Source organism: Chitinophaga oryziterrae, from assembly GCF_009758125.1.
GTDB lineage: Bacteria > Bacteroidota > Bacteroidia > Chitinophagales > Chitinophagaceae > Chitinophaga > Chitinophaga oryziterrae.
Window position 1 is genome coordinate 191,504 of record NZ_WRXO01000008.1, and the last position, 23,567, is coordinate 215,070.

Annotated in this window: 24 protein-coding genes; 7 read left to right on the top strand and 17 right to left on the bottom strand. The window is 44.3% G+C overall.

The annotated features are described in order from the left end of the window. The first annotated feature begins 54 nt into the window (after positions 1 to 54). Positions 55 to 1,272, top strand: a complete 1,218-nt coding sequence (locus GO495_RS23795) for an alanine dehydrogenase (RefSeq protein WP_157302427.1) — start codon at positions 55 to 57, stop codon at positions 1,270 to 1,272. Between the two features lie 4 nt (positions 1,273 to 1,276). On the opposite strand, the gene GO495_RS23800 is transcribed toward GO495_RS23795, so the two are convergent. From GO495_RS23800 to GO495_RS23815, 4 genes are all read right to left on the bottom strand, one after another. After that, positions 1,277 to 2,512 carry a porin family protein gene (locus tag GO495_RS23800; protein WP_157302429.1) on the bottom strand — a complete coding sequence of 412 codons (1,236 nt, stop codon included), beginning with the start codon at positions 2,510 to 2,512 and terminating at the stop codon, positions 1,277 to 1,279. 89 nt (positions 2,513 to 2,601) lie between these two features. After that, positions 2,602 to 3,402, bottom strand: a complete 801-nt coding sequence (locus GO495_RS23805) for an undecaprenyl-diphosphate phosphatase (protein ID WP_157302431.1) — start codon at positions 3,400 to 3,402, stop codon at positions 2,602 to 2,604. Between the two features lie 70 nt (positions 3,403 to 3,472). After that, complete coding sequence (locus tag GO495_RS23810) at positions 3,473 to 3,739, bottom strand: DUF3098 domain-containing protein (protein ID WP_157302432.1); 267 nt, start codon at positions 3,737 to 3,739, stop codon at positions 3,473 to 3,475. 15 nt (positions 3,740 to 3,754) lie between these two features. Continuing rightward, complete coding sequence (locus tag GO495_RS23815; protein ID WP_157302434.1) at positions 3,755 to 4,630, bottom strand: cell division protein FtsX; 876 nt, start codon at positions 4,628 to 4,630, stop codon at positions 3,755 to 3,757. 98 nt (positions 4,631 to 4,728) lie between these two features. Between GO495_RS23815 and leuS the strand changes: the two genes are divergently transcribed. Both leuS and GO495_RS23825 read left to right on the top strand, forming a co-directional pair. Continuing rightward, positions 4,729 to 7,497 (top strand): leucine--tRNA ligase, encoded by a 2,769-nt coding sequence (gene leuS, locus GO495_RS23820; protein ID WP_157302436.1) that lies wholly within the window; start codon positions 4,729 to 4,731, stop codon positions 7,495 to 7,497. 71 nt (positions 7,498 to 7,568) lie between these two features. Beyond that, the gene (locus GO495_RS23825; RefSeq protein ID WP_157302438.1) at positions 7,569 to 8,264 is read left to right on the top strand and encodes a peptidoglycan DD-metalloendopeptidase family protein; all 696 of its coding nucleotides are present in this window, start codon (positions 7,569 to 7,571) and stop codon (positions 8,262 to 8,264) included. Here GO495_RS23825 and GO495_RS23830 read toward each other — a convergent pair. Further along, positions 8,236 to 9,540, bottom strand: a complete 1,305-nt coding sequence (locus GO495_RS23830) for a M20/M25/M40 family metallo-hydrolase (protein ID WP_157302440.1) — start codon at positions 9,538 to 9,540, stop codon at positions 8,236 to 8,238. The genes GO495_RS23825 and GO495_RS23830 overlap by 29 nt on opposite strands. 98 nt (positions 9,541 to 9,638) lie before the next feature. On the opposite strand from GO495_RS23830, the gene ruvB reads away from it, so the two are divergent. Beyond that, the gene (gene ruvB / locus GO495_RS23835; RefSeq protein ID WP_157302442.1) at positions 9,639 to 10,661 is read left to right on the top strand and encodes a Holliday junction branch migration DNA helicase RuvB; all 1,023 of its coding nucleotides are present in this window, start codon (positions 9,639 to 9,641) and stop codon (positions 10,659 to 10,661) included. A 184-nt stretch (positions 10,662 to 10,845) separates the two neighbouring features. On the opposite strand, the gene GO495_RS23840 is transcribed toward ruvB, so the two are convergent. From GO495_RS23840 to GO495_RS23870, 7 genes are all read right to left on the bottom strand, one after another. Further along, positions 10,846 to 11,745: a bestrophin family protein gene (locus tag GO495_RS23840; RefSeq protein ID WP_157302444.1), complete on the bottom strand. Its 900-nt coding sequence runs from the start codon at positions 11,743 to 11,745 to the stop codon at positions 10,846 to 10,848. 24 nt (positions 11,746 to 11,769) lie between these two features. Then, on the bottom strand, positions 11,770 to 12,249 hold the full coding sequence (locus GO495_RS23845; protein WP_157302446.1) for a hypothetical protein: 480 nt from the start codon (positions 12,247 to 12,249) through the stop codon (positions 11,770 to 11,772). A gap of 336 nt (positions 12,250 to 12,585) precedes the next feature. After that, positions 12,586 to 13,962, bottom strand: a complete 1,377-nt coding sequence (locus GO495_RS23850) for a sensor histidine kinase (protein ID WP_157302447.1) — start codon at positions 13,960 to 13,962, stop codon at positions 12,586 to 12,588. Next, complete coding sequence (locus GO495_RS23855; protein ID WP_157302449.1) at positions 13,959 to 14,642, bottom strand: response regulator transcription factor; 684 nt, start codon at positions 14,640 to 14,642, stop codon at positions 13,959 to 13,961. The genes GO495_RS23850 and GO495_RS23855 overlap by 4 nt, the downstream gene beginning before the upstream one ends. Before the next feature lie 69 nt (positions 14,643 to 14,711). Next, positions 14,712 to 15,413: a response regulator transcription factor gene (locus tag GO495_RS23860; protein ID WP_157302451.1), complete on the bottom strand. Its 702-nt coding sequence runs from the start codon at positions 15,411 to 15,413 to the stop codon at positions 14,712 to 14,714. Between the two features lie 81 nt (positions 15,414 to 15,494). Beyond that, on the bottom strand, positions 15,495 to 16,283 hold the full coding sequence (locus GO495_RS23865) for a DUF3108 domain-containing protein (RefSeq protein ID WP_157302453.1): 789 nt from the start codon (positions 16,281 to 16,283) through the stop codon (positions 15,495 to 15,497). A gap of 9 nt (positions 16,284 to 16,292) precedes the next feature. After that, a complete protein-coding gene (locus tag GO495_RS23870; RefSeq protein ID WP_276611838.1) occupies positions 16,293 to 17,285 on the bottom strand; it encodes a lysylphosphatidylglycerol synthase transmembrane domain-containing protein in 993 nt (330 codons plus the stop codon). 31 nt (positions 17,286 to 17,316) lie between these two features. Here GO495_RS23870 and ruvC point away from each other — a divergent pair, with 31 nt between their 5' ends. Together ruvC and GO495_RS23880 are read left to right on the top strand one after the other, a co-directional pair. After that, entirely contained in the window at positions 17,317 to 17,877 is a 561-nt protein-coding gene (gene ruvC, locus GO495_RS23875; RefSeq protein WP_240915313.1) for a crossover junction endodeoxyribonuclease RuvC, read from the top strand. Between the two features lie 149 nt (positions 17,878 to 18,026). Next, positions 18,027 to 18,734: a response regulator transcription factor gene (locus GO495_RS23880; RefSeq protein WP_157302458.1), complete on the top strand. Its 708-nt coding sequence runs from the start codon at positions 18,027 to 18,029 to the stop codon at positions 18,732 to 18,734. Here GO495_RS23880 and GO495_RS23885 read toward each other — a convergent pair. The 4 genes from GO495_RS23885 to rsmA all read right to left on the bottom strand — a co-directional run bounded on the left by GO495_RS23885 (position 18,712) and on the right by rsmA (position 21,497). Then, positions 18,712 to 19,107: an HIT family protein gene (locus GO495_RS23885; RefSeq protein ID WP_157302460.1), complete on the bottom strand. Its 396-nt coding sequence runs from the start codon at positions 19,105 to 19,107 to the stop codon at positions 18,712 to 18,714. The genes GO495_RS23880 and GO495_RS23885 overlap by 23 nt on opposite strands. Before the next feature lie 94 nt (positions 19,108 to 19,201). After that, positions 19,202 to 19,675, bottom strand: coding sequence for a transcription elongation factor GreA (greA, locus tag GO495_RS23890; RefSeq protein ID WP_157302462.1), 474 nt, complete (start codon positions 19,673 to 19,675; stop codon positions 19,202 to 19,204). Positions 19,676 to 19,813: 138 nt separating this feature from the next. Then, positions 19,814 to 20,743, bottom strand: a complete 930-nt coding sequence (locus tag GO495_RS23895; protein WP_157302463.1) for an NAD(P)-dependent oxidoreductase — start codon at positions 20,741 to 20,743, stop codon at positions 19,814 to 19,816. Between the two features lies 1 nt (position 20,744). Next, a complete protein-coding gene (gene rsmA, locus GO495_RS23900; protein ID WP_157302465.1) occupies positions 20,745 to 21,497 on the bottom strand; it encodes a 16S rRNA (adenine(1518)-N(6)/adenine(1519)-N(6))-dimethyltransferase RsmA in 753 nt (250 codons plus the stop codon). An 82-nt stretch (positions 21,498 to 21,579) separates the two neighbouring features. Here rsmA and pdxA point away from each other — a divergent pair, with 82 nt between their 5' ends. Beyond that, positions 21,580 to 22,644: a 4-hydroxythreonine-4-phosphate dehydrogenase PdxA gene (gene pdxA, locus GO495_RS23905; protein WP_157302467.1), complete on the top strand. Its 1,065-nt coding sequence runs from the start codon at positions 21,580 to 21,582 to the stop codon at positions 22,642 to 22,644. Here pdxA and GO495_RS23910 read toward each other — a convergent pair whose 3' ends face one another. Next, positions 22,645 to 23,490: a class I SAM-dependent methyltransferase gene (locus tag GO495_RS23910; RefSeq protein WP_157302469.1), complete on the bottom strand. Its 846-nt coding sequence runs from the start codon at positions 23,488 to 23,490 to the stop codon at positions 22,645 to 22,647. Positions 23,491 to 23,567: the final 77 nt, after the last annotated feature.

Below are 23,567 nucleotides of genomic sequence, written 5' to 3' on the forward strand. Positions count from 1 at the left end.
TATTGTATCTTTGGTGATAAGGTAATAATCACCCGGATCAATCTTGATACTAATATGGAGCAAAGGCAAAAACCTGTTGTGAGTGCTGGCTTTACATATTCACCGTTGGAAGAAACGCTGGATATTCCTCAAAAAAACTCCCGTTTATTTATAGGCATACCAAAAGAAACCTCCTTCCAGGAGAACCGCATCGCGTTGACTCCCGATGCTGTTGGTGTACTGGCTAATAATGGGCATCATATCGTAGTAGAACATAAGGCCGGCGACGGTTCTCACTTCTACGATACCGACTTTTCAGAAGCCGGTGCAGAGATCCTGTATGATAAGAAGGAAGTATTCAAGGCGGAAATCATTGTAAAATCGGCTCCGCTGAGCGATGAGGAAATTGAGTTGCTACGCCCTCACCAGATCGTCATCTCCCCTATTCACCTGGCTGCACTGAAAGCAGAACAGGTACAGAAGATGATGGAGAAACGTATCACCCTTCTTTCTTTCGAGAACCTGAAAGATGATGCAGGCACCTACCCTATTGTACGTGCGATGAGTGAAATTGCCGGTGGAGCAGTGATGCTGCTGGCAGGACAATACCTCAGCAATGGTAATAAAGGAAAGGGCATCCTGTTAGGAGGTATCACTGGTATCCCTCCTACCAAAGTAGTGATCATAGGTGCAGGTATCGTAGGTGAATTTGCTGCCCGCACTGCCCTGGCACTGGGATCTTCCGTAAAAGTATTTGATAATAATATTTATAAGCTGAAGCGCTTACAGAATAATATAGGCGTACGCTTATTCACGTCTGTCATACAACCTAAAGTACTGGGAGAACAATTGCGTAATGCTGATGTGGCAGTTGGTGCACTCTCTTCCCAAAGCGGACGTACTCCCATTATTGTTACAGAGTCTATGGTCAGCAATATGAAAGCCGGCGCTGTAATTGTAGATGTAAGTATAGACCGTGGAGGATGCTTTGAAACATCGGAGATTACCAGTCATGAAAATCCCGTATTCAAGAAATACGATGTGGTACATTACTGCGTACCTAATATTCCATCAGGATTTGCCCGTACTGCCTCACAGGCTATCAGTAATGTACTGATGCCACTGTTGCTGGAAGCCGCAGATGATGGCGGGTTCGAGAACCTGGTATGGATAAAGCGCGGCGTACGCAACGGTATTTATCTTTACAAAGGCGCTCTCACCAATTACCACCTGAGCGAAAAGTTCAAACTGAAATATACAGATCTGGAGTTGTTACTGGCGGTGAAAGGATAACGCTTTAAAAGCGGTATCCTGCAATCAGCTGTATGGAATTAACTTTAGTGCTATTAGTTGCATAAGGAGAGAATCCATTACTGGTCGCATATCTTCCTTCAATACTGAACCTGTACACAAATACACCTGCTCCCGCAAGGATGGATTGTTCATGCTTACGTGGTTCTTCAATAGCCTCATCTGTAATTCCTAATGACGGTCTGTTTCGTATATTATCCTTTGTTGATATCACAAATGAGTTAGCTATTCCTGCATTTACAAACGGCCTTATAATCCCTTTAGGATAAGTATACCGGATCATTGTACTTAGCTGCAAATAAGAAAAACCTATTTTAAATGTGGCTCCCTCGTTCCCATTGGCACTTGTTTTTACCTCTTTATAGAATAACTCATTATGCAGCGCAAATACTCTCCTCTTACGCCCCAGAAGGATATCCATGAAACCGCCAATTAAAGGACTGGAGGAAGAACTATAAGTGGCTCCTTTGAAAGAGGAATAACTTTCTCCTGTAAAATTATAGCTGTTAGCAGAAAAACCGGCCATTACCCCAAACACAAACCTGTTTATCTCCTTCTTCTTTACAAAAGGTTTGTCTGAAGGATGTTTACAATCATCATAAGCCAGGAAAAGATTGAGGAGGTCTATTTCACTGTATGATACGTGCGATGCTTGTTTTGTTATTGAAGAACAATCCTTAAACAATTCAATCAGCTGCTTCTGGTAGGCTTTATTTTCAAAAATTCCATTACCGGCACTATTGGAAACATATGCCTTTACATATTCCAGCTCTGTCATCGTTTCAGGTTTACCGGAAATATCATAGAGGTAATGGTCCCTTACATGTTTATCTTTATAAGTGTACAGATTATAGTTACCTGTAGTAGTTAATACCTTCAGGAAAACAAGGGTATCCTGTATTTCACGCTCAATAACTCTGTCTAATACCTGCGCATCCTGCCGGGTAATATCCATTTTAATCTGGTAGCTGATATAGGTCGCATCAGGTTCAGCGAGGCGAAAACCTTTAATTTCTCCAGGGCCGAAATGCTGGTCGTTCACATCTGCCAGGCTTCTTTTAAACCGGATCTCTGATGGATAAGTATTCCAGTTACGGTAGTCTACAAATCCCCTGAGAGAGTCGCCTTGCAGCGTAGTAATAACAGCGGGCACATAATTACGTTGTGCAGAAAGATCAGAAGCAAAAAAGAGTATTGCCTGAAACAGTAGAATAATTCTCATATTCAAAATATAGGTCGAAAATAAATAGCGATCCGGTAACTTTCTGTTACCGGATCGCTTATAACTCAAAAAATTAAATCAATTGTTTCCTAAACAGACAGTTTATATCCCATACCAATAGCTACCAGGATGGCAATCCCTACTATGATACGGTAATAGCCCCATGCTCTGAAGCCATATTTTTTTAATGTAGTAATAAAGAATTTGATAGCGATCATGGCTACGATGAAAGCCACCACATTTCCTATCAGTAATAACCTGATATTCTCAGGATGAGAGATCAGCAGTTCGCGTTCTTTCAGCAGTTTATAGCCTGTGGCAGCGGCCATGGTAGGTACAGCCAGGAAGAAGGAAAACTCAGCAGCTACATTGCGGGTCAGCTTTTGCTGCATACCACCAATGATAGTGGCGGCGCTGCGGCTTACTCCCGGGATCATGGCAATACATTGCCAGAAACCGATACGGATGGCCTTGAAATAGCTAATTTGCTCATCATGATCTATCTGGGGTTTGGTGAACCAGTTGTCTACAAAAAGCAGGACGATACCGCCCAATAACAACGTGATACCAACAACATAAGGTTTTTCCAGTAAAGCATCGATCTTGTCTGCCAGCAGGAAACCGATGATAAGCGCCGGGAGCACGGCCAGGAATAGCTTGATGTAAAAGTTCAGCCTGTTCTTATCAAATACAAGGAACTTTTTCCAGTATAATACAACTACAGCCAGGATAGCACCTAACTGGATACATACTTCAAACAACTTGGTGAATTCGTCTTTGTTAATTCCCAGCAATGCACTGGTGATAATCATATGCCCGGTAGAAGAGATAGGCAGGAATTCGGTCAGTCCTTCAATAATTGCAATAATGATAGCATCCAGTGTGCCCATGACATCTTTCTTGTTTATCAAAAAAAAAGCGATGAACGTTCATCGCCAGAATTATTTAATAGCTGCAGGTCTATGCTTTCTTAGGCTTACGCATGATCGCGTAAATCTCTACGAGCAAACCGAGTACTATCACTGTAGGAGCAACGGTAATACGGCGGAAGCTGTACACTTCTTCGGGTTTAAAATGATTAGGATCATCAGTATAACCACCCATCATTAACAGGAAACCGATCACAGTGATTACCAGTCCCGCTATCATGATCTTATAGTTATCTTTTGCGAAAACAGGATTACTGTCTATCACTGTTTTTTCGATTTGTTTGGTTTCTTTACTCATAGTATGTTGAAATTATCAATAGAGATCGTCGAGTTTCAGACGCAGGTACTTCATAACAGAACGGTGGGTACTTACCAGCGATATACAGATACCGATGAGGATCATTCCCAGGAATAATACCGTAATCATGAAGTAGTCACGCATGCTGCCAAGCTCAGGCAACAGCTGGTCTGCAAAATATAAAATGCCCACTAAACCCGCAATAGCCAGTATGGCGCTCAGGGCGCCGTTAATAATACTGCGGATATCGAATGGTTTGGCAATGAACCAGCGTGTAGCCCCTACCATCTGCATGGTTTTGATGAGGAAACGGTTGCTGAACATAGCCAGACGGATCGTATTATCTATCAGGAAGATCACGACCAGGGCCAGGAGTAAACTTACGCCCAGTATCACCAGCCCTATCTTTCTTACATTTTCATTCAGTTTGCTTACCAGTACCCGCTGGTAGGAAATCTCCCTTACAATGCTTTGCTGTGTAAGGTTAGCTTCAATAATTTTAAGGCTGTCCGGGTTCACATAACGCGCATTACCCTTAATATTGATACTGGCGTATAGCGGATTGTATTGTAAGAGATTGATGAAATCTTCCCCGAATTCCTTTTTAAAGCGTTGGGCCGCCATATCTTTGGAAACGTACTCGATCGATTTGATATACGGTCTGCGGGCAATGGAGTCTTTCAGGGCAATTGCCTGGTCTTCCTTTACATTATCCCTTAAAATCACCTGTATTTCAATGCTTTCCTTAAAAAACTCACTTAGTTTATTGGCATGTATCACTATCAATCCAAGAATCCCTAACAGGAATAACACCAGCGCTACTCCAATAATGGAATATAAATAGGAAGGTTTGGATTTTTTTGATGATGATTTACCGGGTTGCTGCGCCATTAATCTACCGTTTACAGGCGAAAATAACAAAAATTAGCAGTTATGTTTACTTTTGTCATCCTTTAACGTTATTTTAAGTTAGTCAGATAATCAGAAATATGGAATATAATTTCAGGGCTATTGAGAAAAAATGGCAGGAACACTGGGTAAAGACCCACGCTTACCGGGTAAGCAACAACAGCCCCAAACCTAAATGTTATGTACTGGACATGTTCCCCTACCCCTCGGGAACAGGCCTGCACGTAGGCCATCCGCTGGGATATATCTCATCGGATATCTATGCCCGCTATAAAAGACTGAAAGGCTTTAATGTACTACATCCTATGGGATGGGATGCCTTTGGCCTGCCGGCAGAACAATATGCACTGGAAACAGGACAACATCCTGCGGTGACTACCGCACAGAATACCGCCTTTTTCCGTAAACAATTGGATAATATCGGCTTTAGCTTCGACTGGGAACGCGAAATCAATACCAGCGATCCGAATTATTATAAATGGACGCAATCCATTTTCTTAAAGCTGTTTAACAGCTGGTTCGACCGGTCCCTGCAAAAAGCCGTAGGAATAGATAAACTGATCGCCCTTTTTGAAAGTAATGGTAATGCGGGTCATGAATGCCCCGGCGACCGTACCATATCCTTTACTGCAGCTGAATGGAAACAATACAGTGAAGCACAGCAAAGGGAAATACTGATGCATTACCGCCTGGCCTTCCTGGCTTATGCAGAAGTAAACTGGTGCGCTGCTCTGGGTACCGTACTGGCCAACGATGAAGTAGTGAATGGTGTGAGTGAACGTGGTGGTCATCCCGTGGTCAAAAAGAAAATGCGTCAGTGGTTCCTGCGTATCACTGAATATGCGAACCGCCTGCTGGAAGGACTGGAAACAGTTGCCTACAGCGAAGCCATGAAGGAAATGCAGCGCAACTGGATCGGTAAGAGCCAGGGAGCTGAGATTACTTTTAAAATTGATGGCAACACGGATAACGTTGTGACGGTATATACTACCCGCCCCGATACCATTTTTGGTGTTGACTTTATGGTGGTTGCGCCTGAGCATGAGTTAGTGGCGAAAATTACTACCCCGGACAAAAAAGAGGATATCGAGAAATACCTGGATTATGTACAAAGCCGTTCCGAAAGAGAACGTATGGCCGAAGTAAAATCCATCACAGGAGCCTTTACCGGCGCATACGCTGTAAACCCTTTTAATGGCAAACTCATTCCTGTCTGGATATCTGAATACGTATTGGCAGGTTATGGTACCGGTGCTATTATGGCGGTGCCTTGTGGTGATCAGCGAGATTTCCTTTTTGCCAGACACTTCAATATTCCTATCACCAATATCATAGGCGATGCCTTTACCGGTGAAGAAGCCAATCCTACCAAGGATGCTATCTTACAGCACAGCGACTTCCTCAATGGCGTGAACATGAAGGCTGCAATGGATATTGCTGCAGATAAGATAGAAAGCATGGGCATTGGCAAACGCCAGATCAATTATAAGATGAGAGATTCCGGATTCAGCCGTCAGCGTTACTGGGGAGAGCCCTTCCCTATTGTGTACAAGAACGGGATTCCCTATGCACTGGAAGACAAAGACCTACCGGTAACATTGCCACATGTGGAAAATTATAAACCGGGAGAAGAAGGCGAAGGGCCACTGGCCAACATTACTGACTGGGTAAATATCGATGCGGATACTAAACGTGAAACGAATACCATGCCCGGTTATGCAGGCAGTAGCTGGTACTTCCTCCGTTATGCAGATCCTCATAATACGACCACATTTGCAGACCGCAGCGCTACCGACTACTGGAACCAGGTGGATGTGTATGTAGGTGGTACAGAACATGCGGTAGGACACCTGCTGTATTCCCGTATGTGGACGAAAGCGCTGTATGACCTTGGTGAGATTGGTTTTGATGAGCCTTATAAAAAACTGATCAACCAGGGGATGATAGGCGGAAGTTCCCGCCTGGTATATCGTATACGTGGTACGAATACGTTTGTTTCCCATGGACTGAAAGAACAGTACGAAACAGATGCATTACACGTGGACGTAAACATTGTAGATGGTGTAGAGCTGGATATTGAAGCATTCAGGAATTGGAAACCTGATTACAACAACGCAGAGTTTGTACTGGAAAACGGCAAATACCTGTGTGGTACACAGCTGGAGAAAATGAGTAAGCGTTTATTCAATACCGTTAATCCAAATGATGTTGTAGAGAAATACGGCGCTGATACTTTCCGTATGTACGAGATGTTCCTTGGCCCGGTAGAACAATCCAAACCATGGGAGACCAAAGGCATTGAAGGGGTTCACCGCTTCCTGAAAAAACTCTGGAGATTGTATGCTGATGAGCAGAAAGGATTGATCGTGAAAGATGCCCCGGCTACTCCGGAAGAGCTGAAAGTACTACATAAAACTATTCAGAAGATAGATGCAGATACTGAGCATTTCTCTTACAATACAGCCGTGAGCCAGTTCATGATCTGTGTAAATGAACTGAGTACACTGAAGAGTAACAAACGCAGTATACTGGAACCTTTACTGGTCCTGTTAACGCCTTATGCTCCTCACCTGAGTGAAGAACTCTGGCATTTACTGGGTAATACTTCCAGCATACTGGATGCTCCTTATCCTGTATTTGAAGAGAAATATGTGAAGGAAAGCGCGTTCAATTATCCGATAGCAGTAAATGGTAAAACCCGTACAGAACTTAGCTTTGCATTGGATGTTGAGAATACCGCGATTGAAGAAACAGTGCTGGCAAATGAAACTGTACAGAAGTGGATGGAAGGAAAACCATTGAAGAAGATGGTAATAGTGAAAGGAAGAATGATCAATATTGTGATCTAAATTTCTATAAAGATTGTACCTGAATGATCAGTTGCGACCTTCGTAACTGATCATTCTCATTTTAAAAACTTATGCTTAGTCACCTGTTACAGCGGCACCAGCCCTTTCAGCCAGTAGTATTGTATAATCCTTTGCAGGATAAGCTGCTTCCGATGGACTTCACAGCTGCCAATACCGCGCTTACGCCGGAGATCCTGGATGATGTACGGTTATTCTCGGATTATGTATCTGAAGAGTTAGCACATCATCACTGCCGTTTTGGAGTTGGAGGATATGCGGAACATCGCACTATATATGCCCGCAGTGCACATTTTGATACGGGAGAAGAACCGCGTCGTCTCCACCTGGGCATAGATATATGGGGAGAAGCAGGTACGCCTGTATTTGCACCTTTAAATGGAGAAATTCACAGCTTCCGTTTTAATGACCAGCATGGTGATTACGGGGCTACCATCATTCTCCGGCATCACCTGGAAGGATTCACTTTTCATACTTTATACGGACATCTCTCTTTAGCTGATTTAAAAGATTTACAGGATGGGCAGAAAGTAGTGGCCGGACAACAGATCGCACAATTTGGGAATGTTGAAGAAAACGGTCACTGGCCACCTCATTTACACTTCCAGCTGATCATAGATATGGAAGGGCTGCAGGGCGATTATCCCGGCGTATGCCAGTACAGTAAAAGAGAAAAGTATTTATCAAATTGCCCGGACCCTGATCTGATATTACAGATGATCACACCTTCTTCTTATCCACACGTTTAGGGGTATCTGTTCCGTTTATGATGCTGCGCGCACTGGTAATGATGCCCTTTATTACATTGGTGAGATTAGCTAGATCAAGTGTTCTCACCTCGTCCCTTACGTTGTGATACAATGTATCCGTATCTATACGGGCAGTAGAGATCGTATGCGCAGGTACGCCCAGTTTTGCCAACGCGGCGTTATCCGCGCGATAGAAGAGATGCTGGTCCGGATAAGGATCGGGGTACACATGAAAAGGAGTTTTTTTTACATTACGATTGAGGATATCCCCGAAGTCTGAACGTTCGTAACCAGTGATAAAAATACTGTTCTTCCCGAATTTAGAGACCTTCCCCAGCATGTCTATATTGAACATGGCTATTATCTTCTCAGGAGCAGGATCTCCATGTGCGGCATAATAGTGCGATCCATATTCACCGATCTCTTCCCCGGTAAATGCAATGAACAATATAGTACGGGCCGGCGCTGGCTGTTTCTTATAATGGTTCGCCATGGAAATGACGGCAGTAACCCCGCTGGCATCATCATCTGCACCATTGGCAATGCTATCTCCGGCTTCCGGCACCTGGATGCCCAGGTGATCATAATGTGCAGAGAAGATGACGTATTCTTCCGGTCTGGTAGTGCCACGGATCATGCCTACTATGTTAAACAGGGCCAGCGGAGTTACCTGTTGATCTGCTTTTATGGCCCACGTTTGAATAGCGCTGTCTGCGGCTGTTTTCAGTATCATGACTACCGTTTTCCCACTGTCTGTCAGGTGTCTGCCAGTCTCCTGTATCCCATGATTATAGCTGGTGAATTCTTTGCTATGTGCAGAGTCTACCCATACAATGGTGTTACGTTTCGCTCCACGCAGCAGTTTTTCCAGCTGTTCGTAAAAGTTATCACCGGACTTTACCCGTATACTTTCCAGGGGACTGTCCTGGTTCCATTCCAGATGGGAAGCTGCGCCGAGAACAAGTACCCTGTCGCCTGCCGCTTGTGTATGTCCGTTCAGCCAGAGCTGCTGCATACCTGGTTTTACTTCGTAATGGAAGAATACCTGACGGAAGCCTTTATTCCCCGGAAAGGGTTGCAGTTTTGCTTTGGCGAATTCCTGTTCTATGAAAGTGGCTGCTTTTTCAGCCCCGGGAGTGAATGTTTTCCTTCCCTGCATATCATCGGCGGCTAACGTTGAAATGATTCTTGTCACTTCTTTTTGTTTGATATCCTGTGCAGTGGCGTACATGGAAAAAAAACACAGGACATTTATCAGGATGTATCGTTTTTTCATAATGGAGTTCTTAGCGGTTAACCGTCCTATACAATATATGAAACATTGTTTAACAGACCTACTCAGACAGCCATATTTTTGGTAACTTTCGCCCTGATATGTCTAATCCGCTAAGACCAGAAGAAAACCGCCCGGGTGCGGCAGAAAAGGAGTTTGAGAACAGCATACGGCCGAAAGAAATCGTTGATTTCTCCGGGCAGGACCAGATCATTGATAACCTGAAGATATTTATCAAGGCGGCCAAGCTGCGCGGAGAAGCGCTGGACCATATTCTGTTCCACGGCCCTCCGGGTTTGGGTAAAACCACGCTTTCCCGTATAGTATCTACAGAAATGGGGGTGAACATCCGTGAAACGTCAGGACCGGTAATCGAAAAACCGGGTGACCTGGCAGGATTGCTCACCAACCTGGAAGAAAGAGATGTGCTGTTCATTGATGAAATACACCGCCTGAGCAATGTGGTGGAAGAATACCTGTATTCTGCCATGGAAGACTATCGTATCGATATAATGATCGATACGGGTCCGAGCGCCAGGTCTATACAGATCACTTTACATCCTTTTACACTCATAGGGGCTACTACCCGTTCCGGGCTGCTGACAGCCCCTCTCCTCTCCCGCTTTGGGATTAAATCCAGACTGGAATATTATAACTCTGCTACATTACAGAAGATCATCTGGCGTGCGGCAGGTTTACTGCAAACCAAGATCACTTCGGATGCTGCAATGGAGATTGCACGGCGTTCCCGAGGGACTCCACGTATTGCGAATGGACTGTTACGCCGTGTACGTGATTTTGCACAGGTCATAGGCAATGGGGTGATAGACCTTGATATCGCTCAATACAGCCTCAAAGCGCTGAACGTAGATGAGTATGGGCTGGATGAGATGGATAACCGTATCCTCCTGACTATTATAGAAAACTTTAAAGGCGGCCCTGTAGGGATCACTACTATTGCGACTGCGGTAGGAGAAGAATCCGGTACGATCGAAGAAGTATATGAGCCTTTCCTGATACAGGAAGGGTTTATTAAACGTACCCCCAGGGGAAGAGAGGTGACAGAGAAAGCATATAAACATCTGGGTAAGACTCCCAGGGCAGAAGGTGGATTATTATTCTGATATCTATATAAGCGAAAAGGCTCCTCACGGAGCCTTTTCGCTACAACAACCTTTGATTCAACACTCACTCCGGAGGAGTCCCCTGTTTATAGTAATCCTGTCAAACAAGGGGCCCTCACGAAGATTTATTAACTGTTCCACAGTGCCATTCCATTCGATCCAGCCTGATAACAAGCCTCCTTTTTTACATTACGTAGTATTTATAAACAGCCTCGCTCTCTGGTATCTGGTGATCATTCAGCATTTGCTTCAGATCTCTTTCTATATTCCTTGATATAGCCGTCATGGGTGTATCAGTTGGCTTATTGTCAAACGGGTCCTGTAAGTGGATCGCCATTTTTTCTATCAACAGGAAGGACGCCGAGATAGCGACTACCATCGGAATAGCCAGGACACCGAAATTCTGTATCAATGCAAAAGGTAACAGCAGTATAAAGAAGTTCATAGAGAAATGGATGTAGAGACTGTAAGTAGCCGGGAACACCGTGTTCTTGATCCTTTCACATTTGCCCATTGCATCACACAAACGACTAAGTGTTCTGTCCAGTTCCACCTGCTGATATTCATTCAGCCACTCCTGCTTTAATGCATAGTTCAGATCACGTGCATGCAGTTCCAGTAATGCCATCGGCACACTTGTATATTTAGATACAAAAGCCAGTTCTCTTTTTGAGAGTAATCTTTCAAGTCCTTCTTTTGCATCCAGTCCTCTTAATGACTGACTTAAGGCGTAACACCAGGCTATCTGACGGCGTACCAGTTTTTCTCTGAAAAGCACGGTGTCTTCCTGGTCATCTATAAATGATAATATTTGTCTTGATAAAGAACGTGAATCATTGACGATGGCACCCCAGATGGTACGAGCTTCCCACCAGCGATCATATGCCTGGTTGGAGCGGAAAGCCAGCAGCAGAGAAATGACGGTTCCCATTATCATTGGCACTGCCAATGGGATTTCCATATTTGTTAGCTTAAACTGGCTGTGCAGGAGTACAATAAAAAGCGTATACACTGCCACCAGCAATACCTCATACTTTATTTTCCCGAAAACGTATTTTAAGGGAATATTTTCTTTCAGCAACATATACAACGTTTTTTATGATAAACTTCAAACCTCAAACAGCTCTGACATAGCGGATACCAGGAACTTTTCCTTACGCGGTGTTAATGGTACACGATATACCGGGTACTTGCTTTTGTTTATTAAACCAGCCGGATTATAGCTGTCTTTACCTGCTAACCGGAATTCTTCTGTATCAGGACATACGATGATATCTATGTTCTGATATTGCAGAAAGTTCCTGAATACAGCGCTGGTATTACCGAACAGAAATTCCGTTTTTAATAATTGTATGTTCGATGCATATTTATTTCTAATGATTTCACAGGCGTCTTTATAGTCTTCTGTGATCAGGTCCTGATGGGCCGATCTGCGGGAAAGCATCATCAGGTCTGTAATAGATGTAGGCATGCGCAGTGCGTGCATCATTACGATAGTAATTTTCTCATTACCGAACTTCTCTATAACGCTATGTATTACACGAAGTGACCGGATAGAAAAATCTGTAGGAATCAATACATGTTTCATATGCCTTGTTTTATAACACAAAGCTACCGGCACGAGGTTAGTAAGCCGTAAGGATGGGATAAAAAAGGGGTAAAAATGTGGTAAGAATCCGGTAAGAAACAGTGGTTATATAAGACAGTATTAGATTTAATGCTCTGAGTAGTCTGTCAGTTTGATTATATAATCTTCGCGCCAGATGTTGTTGATCGATAAATACACCTTATCTGACGTGAATATCAGGTGAAGCCAAATTGAAATACAAATCCTGAACCCATATTCCAAAGCTAAATCAGGGAACTAAACAGTGTATTTATCGATCAACAACATCTGTTATAACATTCAAACTGAGTCACTACCCTATTCCGTACTAGTTGGAAGAGTTATCCTGATTTCTGTCCCCTCGTCCTGCTGGCTGTTTACGACCATATTCCCCCCGTGCAGGCGAATGATATTACGGGCCAATGGCAGTCCGATGCCATAGCCTTTATACCGGCCGGTATTAGAGGCCCGGAAAAACGGTTCATAAATAAAGGGGAGGTCCTGGGCAGGGATACCTATCCCGTTATCCTTTATAATAATCACATTGCTTTTGTCTGTAGCCGCCAGCGCAATATAGGCAGGACGGTTATCTGAGTACTTACAGGCATTCTGCACAATATTACTCAGCGCCAGTTGCAGCAACTGGGCATTCCCTTTTATAAAGAGTTTGTCTTCATCTTCCGGTAACATGGTATAATCTATTTCTACTTTGTTATCCGGGTTGATACGGTCGATAGTATTCTTTACGCTGAAGATCAGTTCATCGGTACGGATTTTTTCAAACTGCTGGCGCTTGCCATCAAAGCCTGTCTGAGCAAGGTTTAACAGGCTCCTGGTGATATGTTCCAATCTATCCGCTTCATGCAGGATAACCTGTAATGACTGGCGGTATTCTTCTTCCGGGCGTTGTTTGTTAAGTGCCAGTTCAGCTTCTCCAATGATAGCTGTGAGCGGAGTTCCCAGTTCATGAGAGGCATTACTGACGAAGTTATTCTGTGTTTCGAAGGCGGTTTCCAGGCGGTCCAGCATGTTGTTGAATGTCTGGGCCAGTTCGCTCATCTCGTCATCACTGCTCGGAGCGTTCAAGCGCAGGTGCAGATTATGTGCGCGGATGTTCTTTACCTGGGAAGTGATCTGCCTGACAGGTTGCAGGATGTAACGGGAGAAGAACAGGCCGGCAGTAACTATGCCTACGGCCGCGATAGCAAGGCACAAGATCAGCACTTTACGCAGGTCTTCCAGGTATTGGGAACCGTAGTCGTTACGGGCGGAAACGATCACGATATAAGGTGTTTGATCATTTACGTAACGGACGCCTTCGTAGAAAGTATCTTCATACCGGTGTGTAGCTTTGCCAGCAGCCAGTACCTGGCGATAGAATGAAGCCGGAAGATGCTTTAATGAAGGCGATGTTAATAGTTTATTATCTGCCGGGATCTTTAAAGAGCTGTCTGCTTTAAGGAAATATTCCCGTTCGTGAGGCAGGCGTTCCAGGTGTTCTTCCCTGATCTGTGAATAAGCTTTATCCTTTGTAAAAGCAGCCCTGGCTGCTATATATGCCCTTATTTCCAGCCGTTTGTAGAAGTCGTCAAAGGAATGCCTGTTAGTGAGCAAATAGGCAAATGTGGCCATTAAAAGTATAATAGACACCGTGAGTACGGTAAACAGGATCAATATCTTATAACGGATCTTCATTCTTCTTCTTTCAGCATATAACCCATCCCTACTACCGTCTGGATGAGTGCAGGTTGTGATTTGCGGTTTACCTTCTTACGCAGGTAATTTACATATACGTCCACAACTTTCGTATTCATATTAAAATCCACTCCCCATACATTCTCCAGGATTTCCATGCGGGATAATACCCTGCGTGGGTTCCTCATCATATATTCCAGCAGCCGGTATTCCGTAGCAGTAAGGGCAATCGTCTCATCATATCGGCTGGCACTTTTGGTGTTCAGGTCAAGTTCCAGGTCCGCTATCTTCAAGATACTGGCAGCCGCAGGCGTAGCCTCCGGTTGCCTCCTCAGCAGGGAACGTATGCGCGCCAGTAACTCAGCCTGTTTGAAAGGTTTTACCAGGTAATCGTCCGCACCACTATCCAGGCCCGTGACCACATTTTCTGTAGAGCCCAGCGCGGTGAGCATTAGGATAGGCGTAGTATTCTGCTGTTTACGCAATTGTTTACAAACAGCAATGCCATTCATGCCCGGCAGCATCACATCCAGGATGATCAGCTGGAAAGTATTGTCGGTAGCCATCTCCAGCCCCGACTGCCCGTCAAGGGCCACACTCACATCATATCCTGCTTCTGTAAGGTATCGCCGGATGAAGGATACTACAGATGGCTCATCTTCTATCAGTAAAAGTTTCATCTGCATGGCTATAAATGCAAAGCTCCTGACAATTTTCTTCGCCAGGAGCCTCTTTATGATAAATAAGTTCTATTCTTTTACAACGAGCCGGAAACCGTTACCGTGGATGTTCACGATCTCGATATTGGTATCTTCTTTCAGATACTTACGCAGCTTCGCAATGTATACGTCCATACTGCGTCCGTTGAAATAGGTATCACTGCCCCATATTTTCTTGAGGGCCAGTTCACGCGGCAGGAGGTCGTTCTTGTGCTCGCAGAGCATGCGTAACAACTCGTTCTCTTTGGGAGAAAGTGTATGTGTTTCGCCTTCTTTTGCCAGGGTACGCAGACGGGCATTGAATTCGTACCTGCCTATTTTAAATTCATGGATATCTTCTTCTTTGCTGTTCAGCTCCTGGTTACGTTTCAGGATAGCTTTGATTTTCAGCAACAGTAATTCGCTGTCGAATGGTTTCGCGATGTAATCATCTGCCCCTAATTTATATCCCTGAATGATATCTTCTTTCATTGTTTTAGCAGACAGGAAGAAGAGGGGAATATCAGGATCTACGTCGCGGATCTCTTCTGCCAGTTTAAAACCATCCATATTAGGCATCATAATGTCCAGCAGGCAAATATCAAATTTCTCTCTTCTGAATGCGGCCAGGGCCAGGATACCATCACGGCAGAGTTCTACCTCGTAGTCATTCAGTTCAAGATAATTTTTCAGTACCATACCCAGGTTGGTATCATCTTCGGCCAGTAATATTTTTGGTTTACGATCTTCCATATTCATTAAAGTATTAATGTAGAAACAAATATAGTCTGTCCATTGTTCATAGAACGTTAAGATAAGACTAAAGTCCGGTCGTTACTTACTAATGAGCGAGGTAAAGTTATAGCGCAGGTTCTTATAATCCACCATATCTACCTTGATGCTGCCAACGGAAATAGGGCTGTCAATACGCAGAGGCACCTTATTACCATCATCACTCACCCATACGGTCATTTTTTCTCCACCTTCAAACATAGTACCCTTTATCAGCAGTGGCATAAATTTGATAGCACGAAACTTACCAAATTTGGTTTCCACTGTTTCCTTACCGACGTAGCGGATGTAGATATTGTAGACCTTATCATCCAGGAACATGTTGAAAGGAATCTTATCGCCGGGTTTATATTTATCGAAATTGATATTACGGGCATAGTAGATGGCACTGATCACGTCCTGCGTACAGGGAGGGACTTTGAAAGTACCGTTGGTACTGGTAGCCGTCCCCTGCGGGGCATTGAAGGTAACATTGTTATAGAATTTATAGCCGCCCTCGTCCACGTTGCGCAGAAAGTGAAGGGGCAGCATGGTGGCCGTATCTATAAAGCTCTCGTACTTGTCGCGTACTTTGAAGAACCAGTCGTAGGTGCGAAAGGTTTTGCCGTTACCGGTAACGTGGTATACGTCTTTACCGTTCAGCTTTTCCAGCTGGCAGGTGAACACAGCTTCACCGGCTCCTACGAAGAGTCTTCCGAGGTTGTAGTATACTTTGAAGGTGATGTTCTCACCAGCCCTGAAGCTGGTGTTGTTAATACCGCAAAATTCTGTTTGTGCAATTACAGGGCGGATCATGGCCAGACTGAGTACGATGAGTAAAATAAACCTCATTGGTGAAAGCTATTTTTCCTTAAAAATCTTAATTCCCAGTAACAACACACTGCCAAGTATAGCGGGCAGTAACAGATTAATACACCAGATACCTACGGTGGCAGCAATGATGGCAGGACTATTGGCACTAAGTAAACCCATAAAGTATAGACTCACCTTACCACGGAGACCCAGTTCTGCAATGGCTATCGTGGGCACCAGTGCCATAACAAGGTAAATGACCGCATTCATCAAAAACCCTTGCCACCAATGCATTTCCACGCCCAGAGAATCTAGCAAAATCAAATACTGTGCCGAGAAGACCATGTATCTACAGGCAGAAAGCAGTAATAAACGTTCGAGGTCTCCGGCGGAGTAACGAACAATGATCTGTATGAACACTCTGGCTTTTCTTAGAAACGGGATCTTTTCAAATATAGCCACAATGATCTGTAACCGAAAATATAACAATATGATCAGTACGCAAATAACTGTCAGTACTCCCAGCAGGATTTTTTCCCAGAAGCCGGAGGAAAAATGGTTGTCTCCCTTTACCAGCGTGAATTTGCTGATATAGTACATCAATCCAATTAACCCAAAGATAATAGTGACGATCAGCTGACTGAAACTGCCCACCATAGTGGCGGCAATAGCCTTCAGCTTGCTGCGGTTGTTTTTGAGATAGAGTACGCGGCCTCCATACTCGCCAATACGGTTAGGGGTATTAATGGAGAAAGAAACTCCGGAAAGCACTGCGCTGAATGCACGCAGGAAAGATATTTTCTGCAGGGGTTTAACGAGCATCTGCCATTTGCGGGCTTCCAGCCCCCAGTTGAACAGCATTCCGATCAGCACTACTACCAGGGCTATTCCGCCTTTATTTCTAAGGGTGGAAAGCATCTGCCGCAAAGATGTCTGCAAGTCAGCTTTGGTTAACACCTGGGTGTAGATGGAATAGGCTAACCAGGCAAAAAGCACTGCACCCAGCAGGTAATTGAGAATTATTTTGGTACTTTTGTTCAGACATCAAGATTTTGGCAAAAATAAACTGTGGTTGGCAAACAAGGCAAAAATAATTCTGGGCATTGACCCCGGTACGCTGGTAATGGGCTACGGACTTATACTGGTAGAGGGTACAAAGGCCAGCCTGTTGAAAATGGATGTATTGAAATTGTCCAAATATAAAGACCACTACGAAAGGCTGCAGTTAATACACGCCCGTGTACAAGAGCTGATACAAACGCATAAACCGGTGTCCTGCGCTATTGAAGCCCCATTTTTTGGTAAAAACGTCCAAAGTATGCTGAAACTGGGAAGAGCCCAGGGTGTAGCCATAGCGACGGCCATGCATGCAGGGGTACCGGTGACTGAGTATTCCCCCAAAAAGGTGAAGCAATCTATTACCGGCAATGGAAATGCAGATAAAGAGCAAATCTGGCAAATGTTACAAAGAATCCTCAATTTCCAGGAACGCCCTGATTATCTGGATGCTACGGATGCCCTGGCAGTGGCAGTCTGTCATTTTTTCCAGGAGTCAAGCGTGTTACCGGATACCAGTAAAGGCAAAGGATGGGAGCAGTTCCTGCAGAAGCACCCGGATAGAATAATTGGATAATTCTTGTTTTAGAGCTTGCCGTTTTTCAAGAAGTTAATAAATTGCGTTTACTTTGAAGTAAATTCCTCATAATCGCTCCCAAAATAATGGTACACGGAGCTTTACACACCATAAAGTATGGTATTTGATTATAATCAGCATCACAAGCTATGAAAGCAAGAATCCTATTGGTGGAAGATGATCAGAATGTTGGTGCGGTAACAAAGAAACGACTGGAAGATGCGGGCTACGATGTAGTGCATAGCACAGACGGACAAATGGCCTGGGAGCAATTCCAGATGAGAACCTTTGACATATGTCTGCTGGATGTTGTAATGCCTAAGAAAGACGGGTTTACACTTGCGGAACAGATCAGGAGGAAAAATGATTTCATCCCCATCCTTTTCCTCACCTCAAAAGCGATGGACGAGGATAAGATCAAAGGTTTCAAAACAGGGGCTGATGATTATATCACCAAGCCTTTCAGTATGCAGGAGTTGTTACTGCGTATAGAAGTGTTCCTGAAAAGAAGCAAAAGCACCACAGTCGTAACCACAGAAAAACGCACCCAATACAATATAGGCAAACTTACCTTTGACTATAATGACCTCATTCTGCGCGAAAAAAACGGAGAAGTATCCAGCACCCTCACTCAAAAAGAGGCCGATCTGCTGAAATACCTCTGCGATAACGCAAACAAGACACTCAAACGAGAAGAAATACTGTTTCATGTATGGGGCAAGGACGATTACTTCCTGGGCCGCAGCATGGACGTATTTATCACCAAACTCAGAAAGCATTTCAGAACAGATCCTGCAATAAAGCTGGAAACATTACACGGTGTGGGATTCCGCTTTAATATACCAGCGCAGATATGATCTGTGCCTGTATCTCTTCAAATTCACCTTTTGACAACTTTAGCTTAGGACGGGAAAAATTCATGTCATCTGCCGTATTGATGGGTATCAGATGCATATGGGCATGCGGTACTTCCAGACCAATCACGCTTACACCTATACGATTACACGGAAAAGCTTTCTCTATTGCGTCAGCAATAGGCTTCGCAAACAATAGCCACTCTCCCAGCATATCATCCCTTACATCAAAGAATTTGTCTACTTCTTCCTTAGGCACTATCAACGTATGCCCCTTCATCAGCGGTGATATGTCCAGGAATGCATAAAAACTGTCATTCTCCGCAATACGGTAGCTAGGTATCTCTCCTTTAATGATCTTACTGAAAACAGTCATCGATTTGGGTTTAATGGGAACAAAGTTATGAAAAAGTCCCCTCGTTATCAGCGAGAGGACTTTTTCATAATCATCTTATTACCGTATAGTTCCGCTATATCGTAATATTGTCAATCTTGAATTTCATGCTCCCGTTAGGCGCCACCACTTCTGCCACCTCTCCAATCTGTTTACCCATAATTCCTTTTCCAATGGGAGAAGTAATAGAAATCTTACCCAACTTCAGGTCGGCTTCCTTTTCTGATACGATCTGATACGTAACGGTCTTTTTACTCGCCATATTCGTAATCGTTACCTTACATAATATGGATACTTTAGAGGTATCAATGGAATCTGTTTCCAATACTCTGGCTGTTGCAACCGCATTTTCCAGGGAAGCGAGTTTTGCCTCGTGTAATCCCTGTGCTTCTTTGGCCGCATCATATTCAGCATTTTCTTTGAGGTCACCTTTCTCCCTTGCTTCTGCAATTGCCCTGGCAATTTCTGCCCGGCCTTTTGTTTTCAGGAAGTTGAGCTCTTCCCGCATCTGGTCCAGGGTTGCTTTGGTAACGTAGTTTATACCAGACATAACGTTATGTTTTAGAAATAGTAAAAAAAAATCAACGCTCCCATTTGCACAGAAGCGTTGTATTATTGGTATAATGCAAATATAATTATTTTTTAATTCTGCTCATAAATATTGTCACATGTACAGTATTTATAATATTCATAAGATGTTTAATTTCTCCAGAACAATACGCGGCATTTTAATACTTGCTTCGTGGGAATAACCGGCTATATGAGGGGTTAAAACGACGTTGGGCAACTGTAACAGCCTTTCCAGCTGCTCCTTTTCCACAGCGGAATAAGTGCCCAGTTTCTCGTTTTCCAGCACATCCAGGCACGCGCCCGAAATAGTACCTCTTTCCAGTGCAGTGATCACATCTGCGGTATCGGTGAGCTTGCCCCGGGCCGCATTGATGAACCAGACCGGCTTATGAAATGAGTTGAAAAAGCTGGTATTGGCAATATACTGCGTTTCCGCTGTCAGCGGCAGGTGTATACTTACCACATCAGCCTCTGCAAACAACTGAGCCATAGTGGCCTCTTTCACGTATTCATTGCCGAAGCCTGTCTTATATTTATCGTATGCCAGGATATTCACATCAAACCCACGCAGCTTGCGGGCAAAGGCGCCCCCGGTATTTCCGAAGCCTATAATACCCACCGTCCTGCCATTCAACTCGAAACCACGGTTGCCGTCCCTTTCCCAGATGCCTTTACGCAGTTCCAGGTTACTCTTCAGCACATTGTTCATCAGGCAGAGAAGCATGCCGAGCGCCTGCTCTCCTACTGCGTCACAATTGCCTTCCGGACTGCTTACACATCTGACTCCCTTACTTTCTGCGTATGGAACGTCTATCAGTTCCATCCCGCTTCCCAGACGGCCTATCCATTGTAGCTGGCCGGCACGGTCCAGCATATCTTTATCTACCCGGATACGGGTGGTAACGATCATACCCACGTATTCCGGTATAATGGCTACCGCCTCTTCGTAACTGATGGATGGCTGGTAGGTAACTTCGAACCCCTTCTCTTCCAGCCTGTCTTTTAAATAATTATGCGCTTTCGCTGTAATTAAAACTTTCCTGCTCATATCATCTCATCTTATGGGACAATGCTGCAAAATCGGCGACCGTCAAAGCTTCTGCTCTTTTAGTGAAGATCTCGTCCTGCAGGACTTCCTTATCAAATAAACCTTTTAACGGATTACGTAACTGTTTACGGCGCTGACCGAAAGCCGTTTTTACCAGCACAAAGAACTTACGTTCACTGGCAATATCATACTGCTGCTCCAGCCTGGTAAATCTCACTACGGCAGATTTTACCTTTGGCGGCGGATTAAAGCAGTTCTCATGTACTTCAAAGAGATATTCCACCTTGTAATAAGCCTGTATCAGCACACTTAAAATGCCATACTCCTTATTGCCATGGCCGGCAGCGATACGCTGCGCTACCTCTTTCTGGAACATGCCTACCACCTGCGGTACCTGGTCTCTCCATTCCAGTATCCTGAACATGATCTGAGAGGAGATATTATAGGGGAAATTGCCGATAACACTGAACTGCCCTTCAAAAGGCGCAGGTGTTTCGAGGAAATTCTGATGGATCAGTTTGCCTTTTATGGCGGGGTACGTCTTTTCGAGGTACTGCACCTTCTCGGCATCCAGCTCCACTGCCTTGAAATGGATTCCAGGCAGCTGCAACAGGTATTTGGTAATTGCGCCCGCACCAGGGCCTACTTCCAGTACTTGCTGATCTTGAATTACAGGTAAGGACCCCACAATATCCCTGCAAATATTCTCGTCTTTCAGGAAATGCTGGCCCAGCGATTTTTTGAGTGTATACATTCGTCTGCGAAATTACGTAATTAGCTACAAGCAACAAGGGATGTCCTTTCTGCGTATATTTGCGCATTATTCTCAAACAAGCATGAGTAGCAACACCCATACGAACAAACCGGTAATTGGTATCACTGTCGGAGATATCAACAGCATAGGCGCGGAGATCATTATCAAAACCTTTGCAGACAACAGGATGCTGGAGTTTTGTACCCCGGTGATATTTGCTTCCAACAAAACCATCAACTTCTACCGGAAGCTGATGAATGAGAACAACTTCAACTACCAGAGTATCAAAGACTTTACCCGCCTTAACCATAAGCAGGTGAACGTTTTCAACTGCTGGGAAGAGGAAGTACAGATCACCCCCGGTGTGCTGAACGAATTAGGCGGTAAATATGCTGCCCGTTCACTGGAAGTGGCTATTCAATGCCTGAAAGATGATCATATCGAAGGTCTTGTAACAGCTCCTATCCATAAGAAGAACATACAGAGCGAACAATTCAACTATACCGGCCATACCCCGTACCTCCGTGATGCCTTCGGCGCTAAAGACGTACTGATGTTCATGACGGCGGAGAATATGCGCGTAGGACTGCTCACCGAACATGTGCCGGTAGCTGACGTAGCGAAATATGTGACCAAAGAGAATATCCTGGATAAACTGCAGATGATGAAGGAGAGCCTGATAAAAGACTTTGGGATTGATAGTCCGCGTATCGCCGTGCTGGGTCTTAACCCCCATGCAGGTGATGAAGGACTGATAGGCCGTGAAGAAATTGAACAGATCATACCTGCTATCACCCAGGCCAAGAGCAATGGTATCCTATGCTTTGGTCCTTACAGTGCAGACGCTTTCTTCGCAAGAAGCATGTACAACCAGTTCGATGGAATATTAGCGATGTACCACGACCAGGGTCTTATCCCCTTTAAATCACTGGCTACCGGTGAGGGCATTAACTTTACTGCCGGCCTGCCGATAGTACGTACTTCCCCTGATCATGGTACTGCTTTTGATATTGCCGGTAAGAACCTGGCAGATCCGGAATCTTTCCGTCAGGCTATTTTTTCCTGCCTGGAAATTCTGGAGAAACGTGAAACATATGCGGAGAATACACGTAACCCATTAAAGAAAATACAACTGGCTTCTGAATAGTCAGATACTGAAGGCTGCCATTTCCAGCATTCCTTCTCCTCTTAAATGATACATTTTGTTACGGCCGTTCAGGATATATTCTGCGGCCTGCATATCATATACCTCAAAGATTTCTGCTTCCAGTAAGGATAACAGGTTTAATATCTTTTTACGGCTGAACTGCCTCAGCGGCATTCCAATCGCGTTACCCAATACTTCCAGCATATCATGGGCCCTCGATACGAAATTAAATGGCAGGTCTTCGTTCTGTAGCATATAATCCATTATTACGGCATTGTTCCTTGTTCTTGAACAGAAGGCCCTCATTATACGCAGGAACTGCTCTTCAGAGATGTAATGCATAATACCTTCAAATATGATCAATGTAGGCTCATCGGGGTTGTAACCTGCGTCTATTAATGTTTGCATCAGCAGTGGGATGTTGGTCATATCTGCCTGCAGGTGAAATAACCTGTCATCATCAAAAGAGGTGGCCGCATACAGTTCTTTCTTTTCCTCTACATAGGCATTATCTACTTCATAGATAGCTTTCAGGTGGATGGGGAAGTCTTCAGCTATTTTTAATCCGAGAGGGTCTAATCCTGCCCCTAATATGCATACCTGCTGGCGGGGATGTTCCAGCATCAGTTGCGTTACGAGATGACGTACCATTCTTTTTCTTATCAATAGTACGTCCTGGAATATAGGGGTGATGTTATATAGTTCTTCTGCCAGTTTTTCTACAGCGCTGAAATCTATACGGGAAATGTATTCGCGGCTCCGGCCATCTTCATAAAGGCTTTTTGTGACGGATAAAACTAATGCGGATGTGGACGCAACTGTGAGTTTATTCTCCAGGATTCTCATGGGGTTACATTTACAAGGTTAACAGGGGTAATTACGTGCTTTATAAAGTTAACCGTAACAACTGAAATTGCACAGCA

Coding starts and splice junctions, on each gene's coding strand:
- GO495_RS23850 (WP_157302447.1), bottom strand. CDS start 13,962: ATGAAGATCCGTTATAAGATATTGATCCTGTTTACCGTACTCACGGTG.
- GO495_RS23805 (WP_157302431.1), bottom strand. CDS start 3,402: ATGGGCACACTGGATGCTATCATTATTGCAATTATTGAAGGACTGACC.
- GO495_RS23860 (WP_157302451.1), bottom strand. CDS start 15,413: ATGGAAGATCGTAAACCAAAAATATTACTGGCCGAAGATGATACCAAC.
- GO495_RS23885 (WP_157302460.1), bottom strand. CDS start 19,107: ATGACTGTTTTCAGTAAGATCATTAAAGGAGAGATACCTAGCTACCGT.
- GO495_RS23855 (WP_157302449.1), bottom strand. CDS start 14,642: ATGAAACTTTTACTGATAGAAGATGAGCCATCTGTAGTATCCTTCATC.
- GO495_RS23815 (WP_157302434.1), bottom strand. CDS start 4,630: ATGGCGCAGCAACCCGGTAAATCATCATCAAAAAAATCCAAACCTTCC.
- rsmA (WP_157302465.1), bottom strand. CDS start 21,497: ATGTATACACTCAAAAAATCGCTGGGCCAGCATTTCCTGAAAGACGAG.
- greA (WP_157302462.1), bottom strand. CDS start 19,675: ATGTCTGGTATAAACTACGTTACCAAAGCAACCCTGGACCAGATGCGG.
- GO495_RS23880 (WP_157302458.1), top strand. CDS start 18,027: ATGAAAGCAAGAATCCTATTGGTGGAAGATGATCAGAATGTTGGTGCG.
- GO495_RS23830 (WP_157302440.1), bottom strand. CDS start 9,540: ATGAAAAAACGATACATCCTGATAAATGTCCTGTGTTTTTTTTCCATG.
- leuS (WP_157302436.1), top strand. CDS start 4,729: ATGGAATATAATTTCAGGGCTATTGAGAAAAAATGGCAGGAACACTGG.
- GO495_RS23810 (WP_157302432.1), bottom strand. CDS start 3,739: ATGAGTAAAGAAACCAAACAAATCGAAAAAACAGTGATAGACAGTAAT.
- GO495_RS23910 (WP_157302469.1), bottom strand. CDS start 23,490: ATGAGAATCCTGGAGAATAAACTCACAGTTGCGTCCACATCCGCATTA.
- GO495_RS23800 (WP_157302429.1), bottom strand. CDS start 2,512: ATGAGAATTATTCTACTGTTTCAGGCAATACTCTTTTTTGCTTCTGAT.
- GO495_RS23795 (WP_157302427.1), top strand. CDS start 55: ATGGAGCAAAGGCAAAAACCTGTTGTGAGTGCTGGCTTTACATATTCA.
- ruvB (WP_157302442.1), top strand. CDS start 9,639: ATGTCTAATCCGCTAAGACCAGAAGAAAACCGCCCGGGTGCGGCAGAA.
- pdxA (WP_157302467.1), top strand. CDS start 21,580: ATGAGTAGCAACACCCATACGAACAAACCGGTAATTGGTATCACTGTC.
- GO495_RS23840 (WP_157302444.1), bottom strand. CDS start 11,745: ATGTTGCTGAAAGAAAATATTCCCTTAAAATACGTTTTCGGGAAAATA.
- GO495_RS23865 (WP_157302453.1), bottom strand. CDS start 16,283: ATGAGGTTTATTTTACTCATCGTACTCAGTCTGGCCATGATCCGCCCT.
- GO495_RS23825 (WP_157302438.1), top strand. CDS start 7,569: ATGCTTAGTCACCTGTTACAGCGGCACCAGCCCTTTCAGCCAGTAGTA.
- GO495_RS23895 (WP_157302463.1), bottom strand. CDS start 20,743: ATGAGCAGGAAAGTTTTAATTACAGCGAAAGCGCATAATTATTTAAAA.
- GO495_RS23845 (WP_157302446.1), bottom strand. CDS start 12,249: ATGAAACATGTATTGATTCCTACAGATTTTTCTATCCGGTCACTTCGT.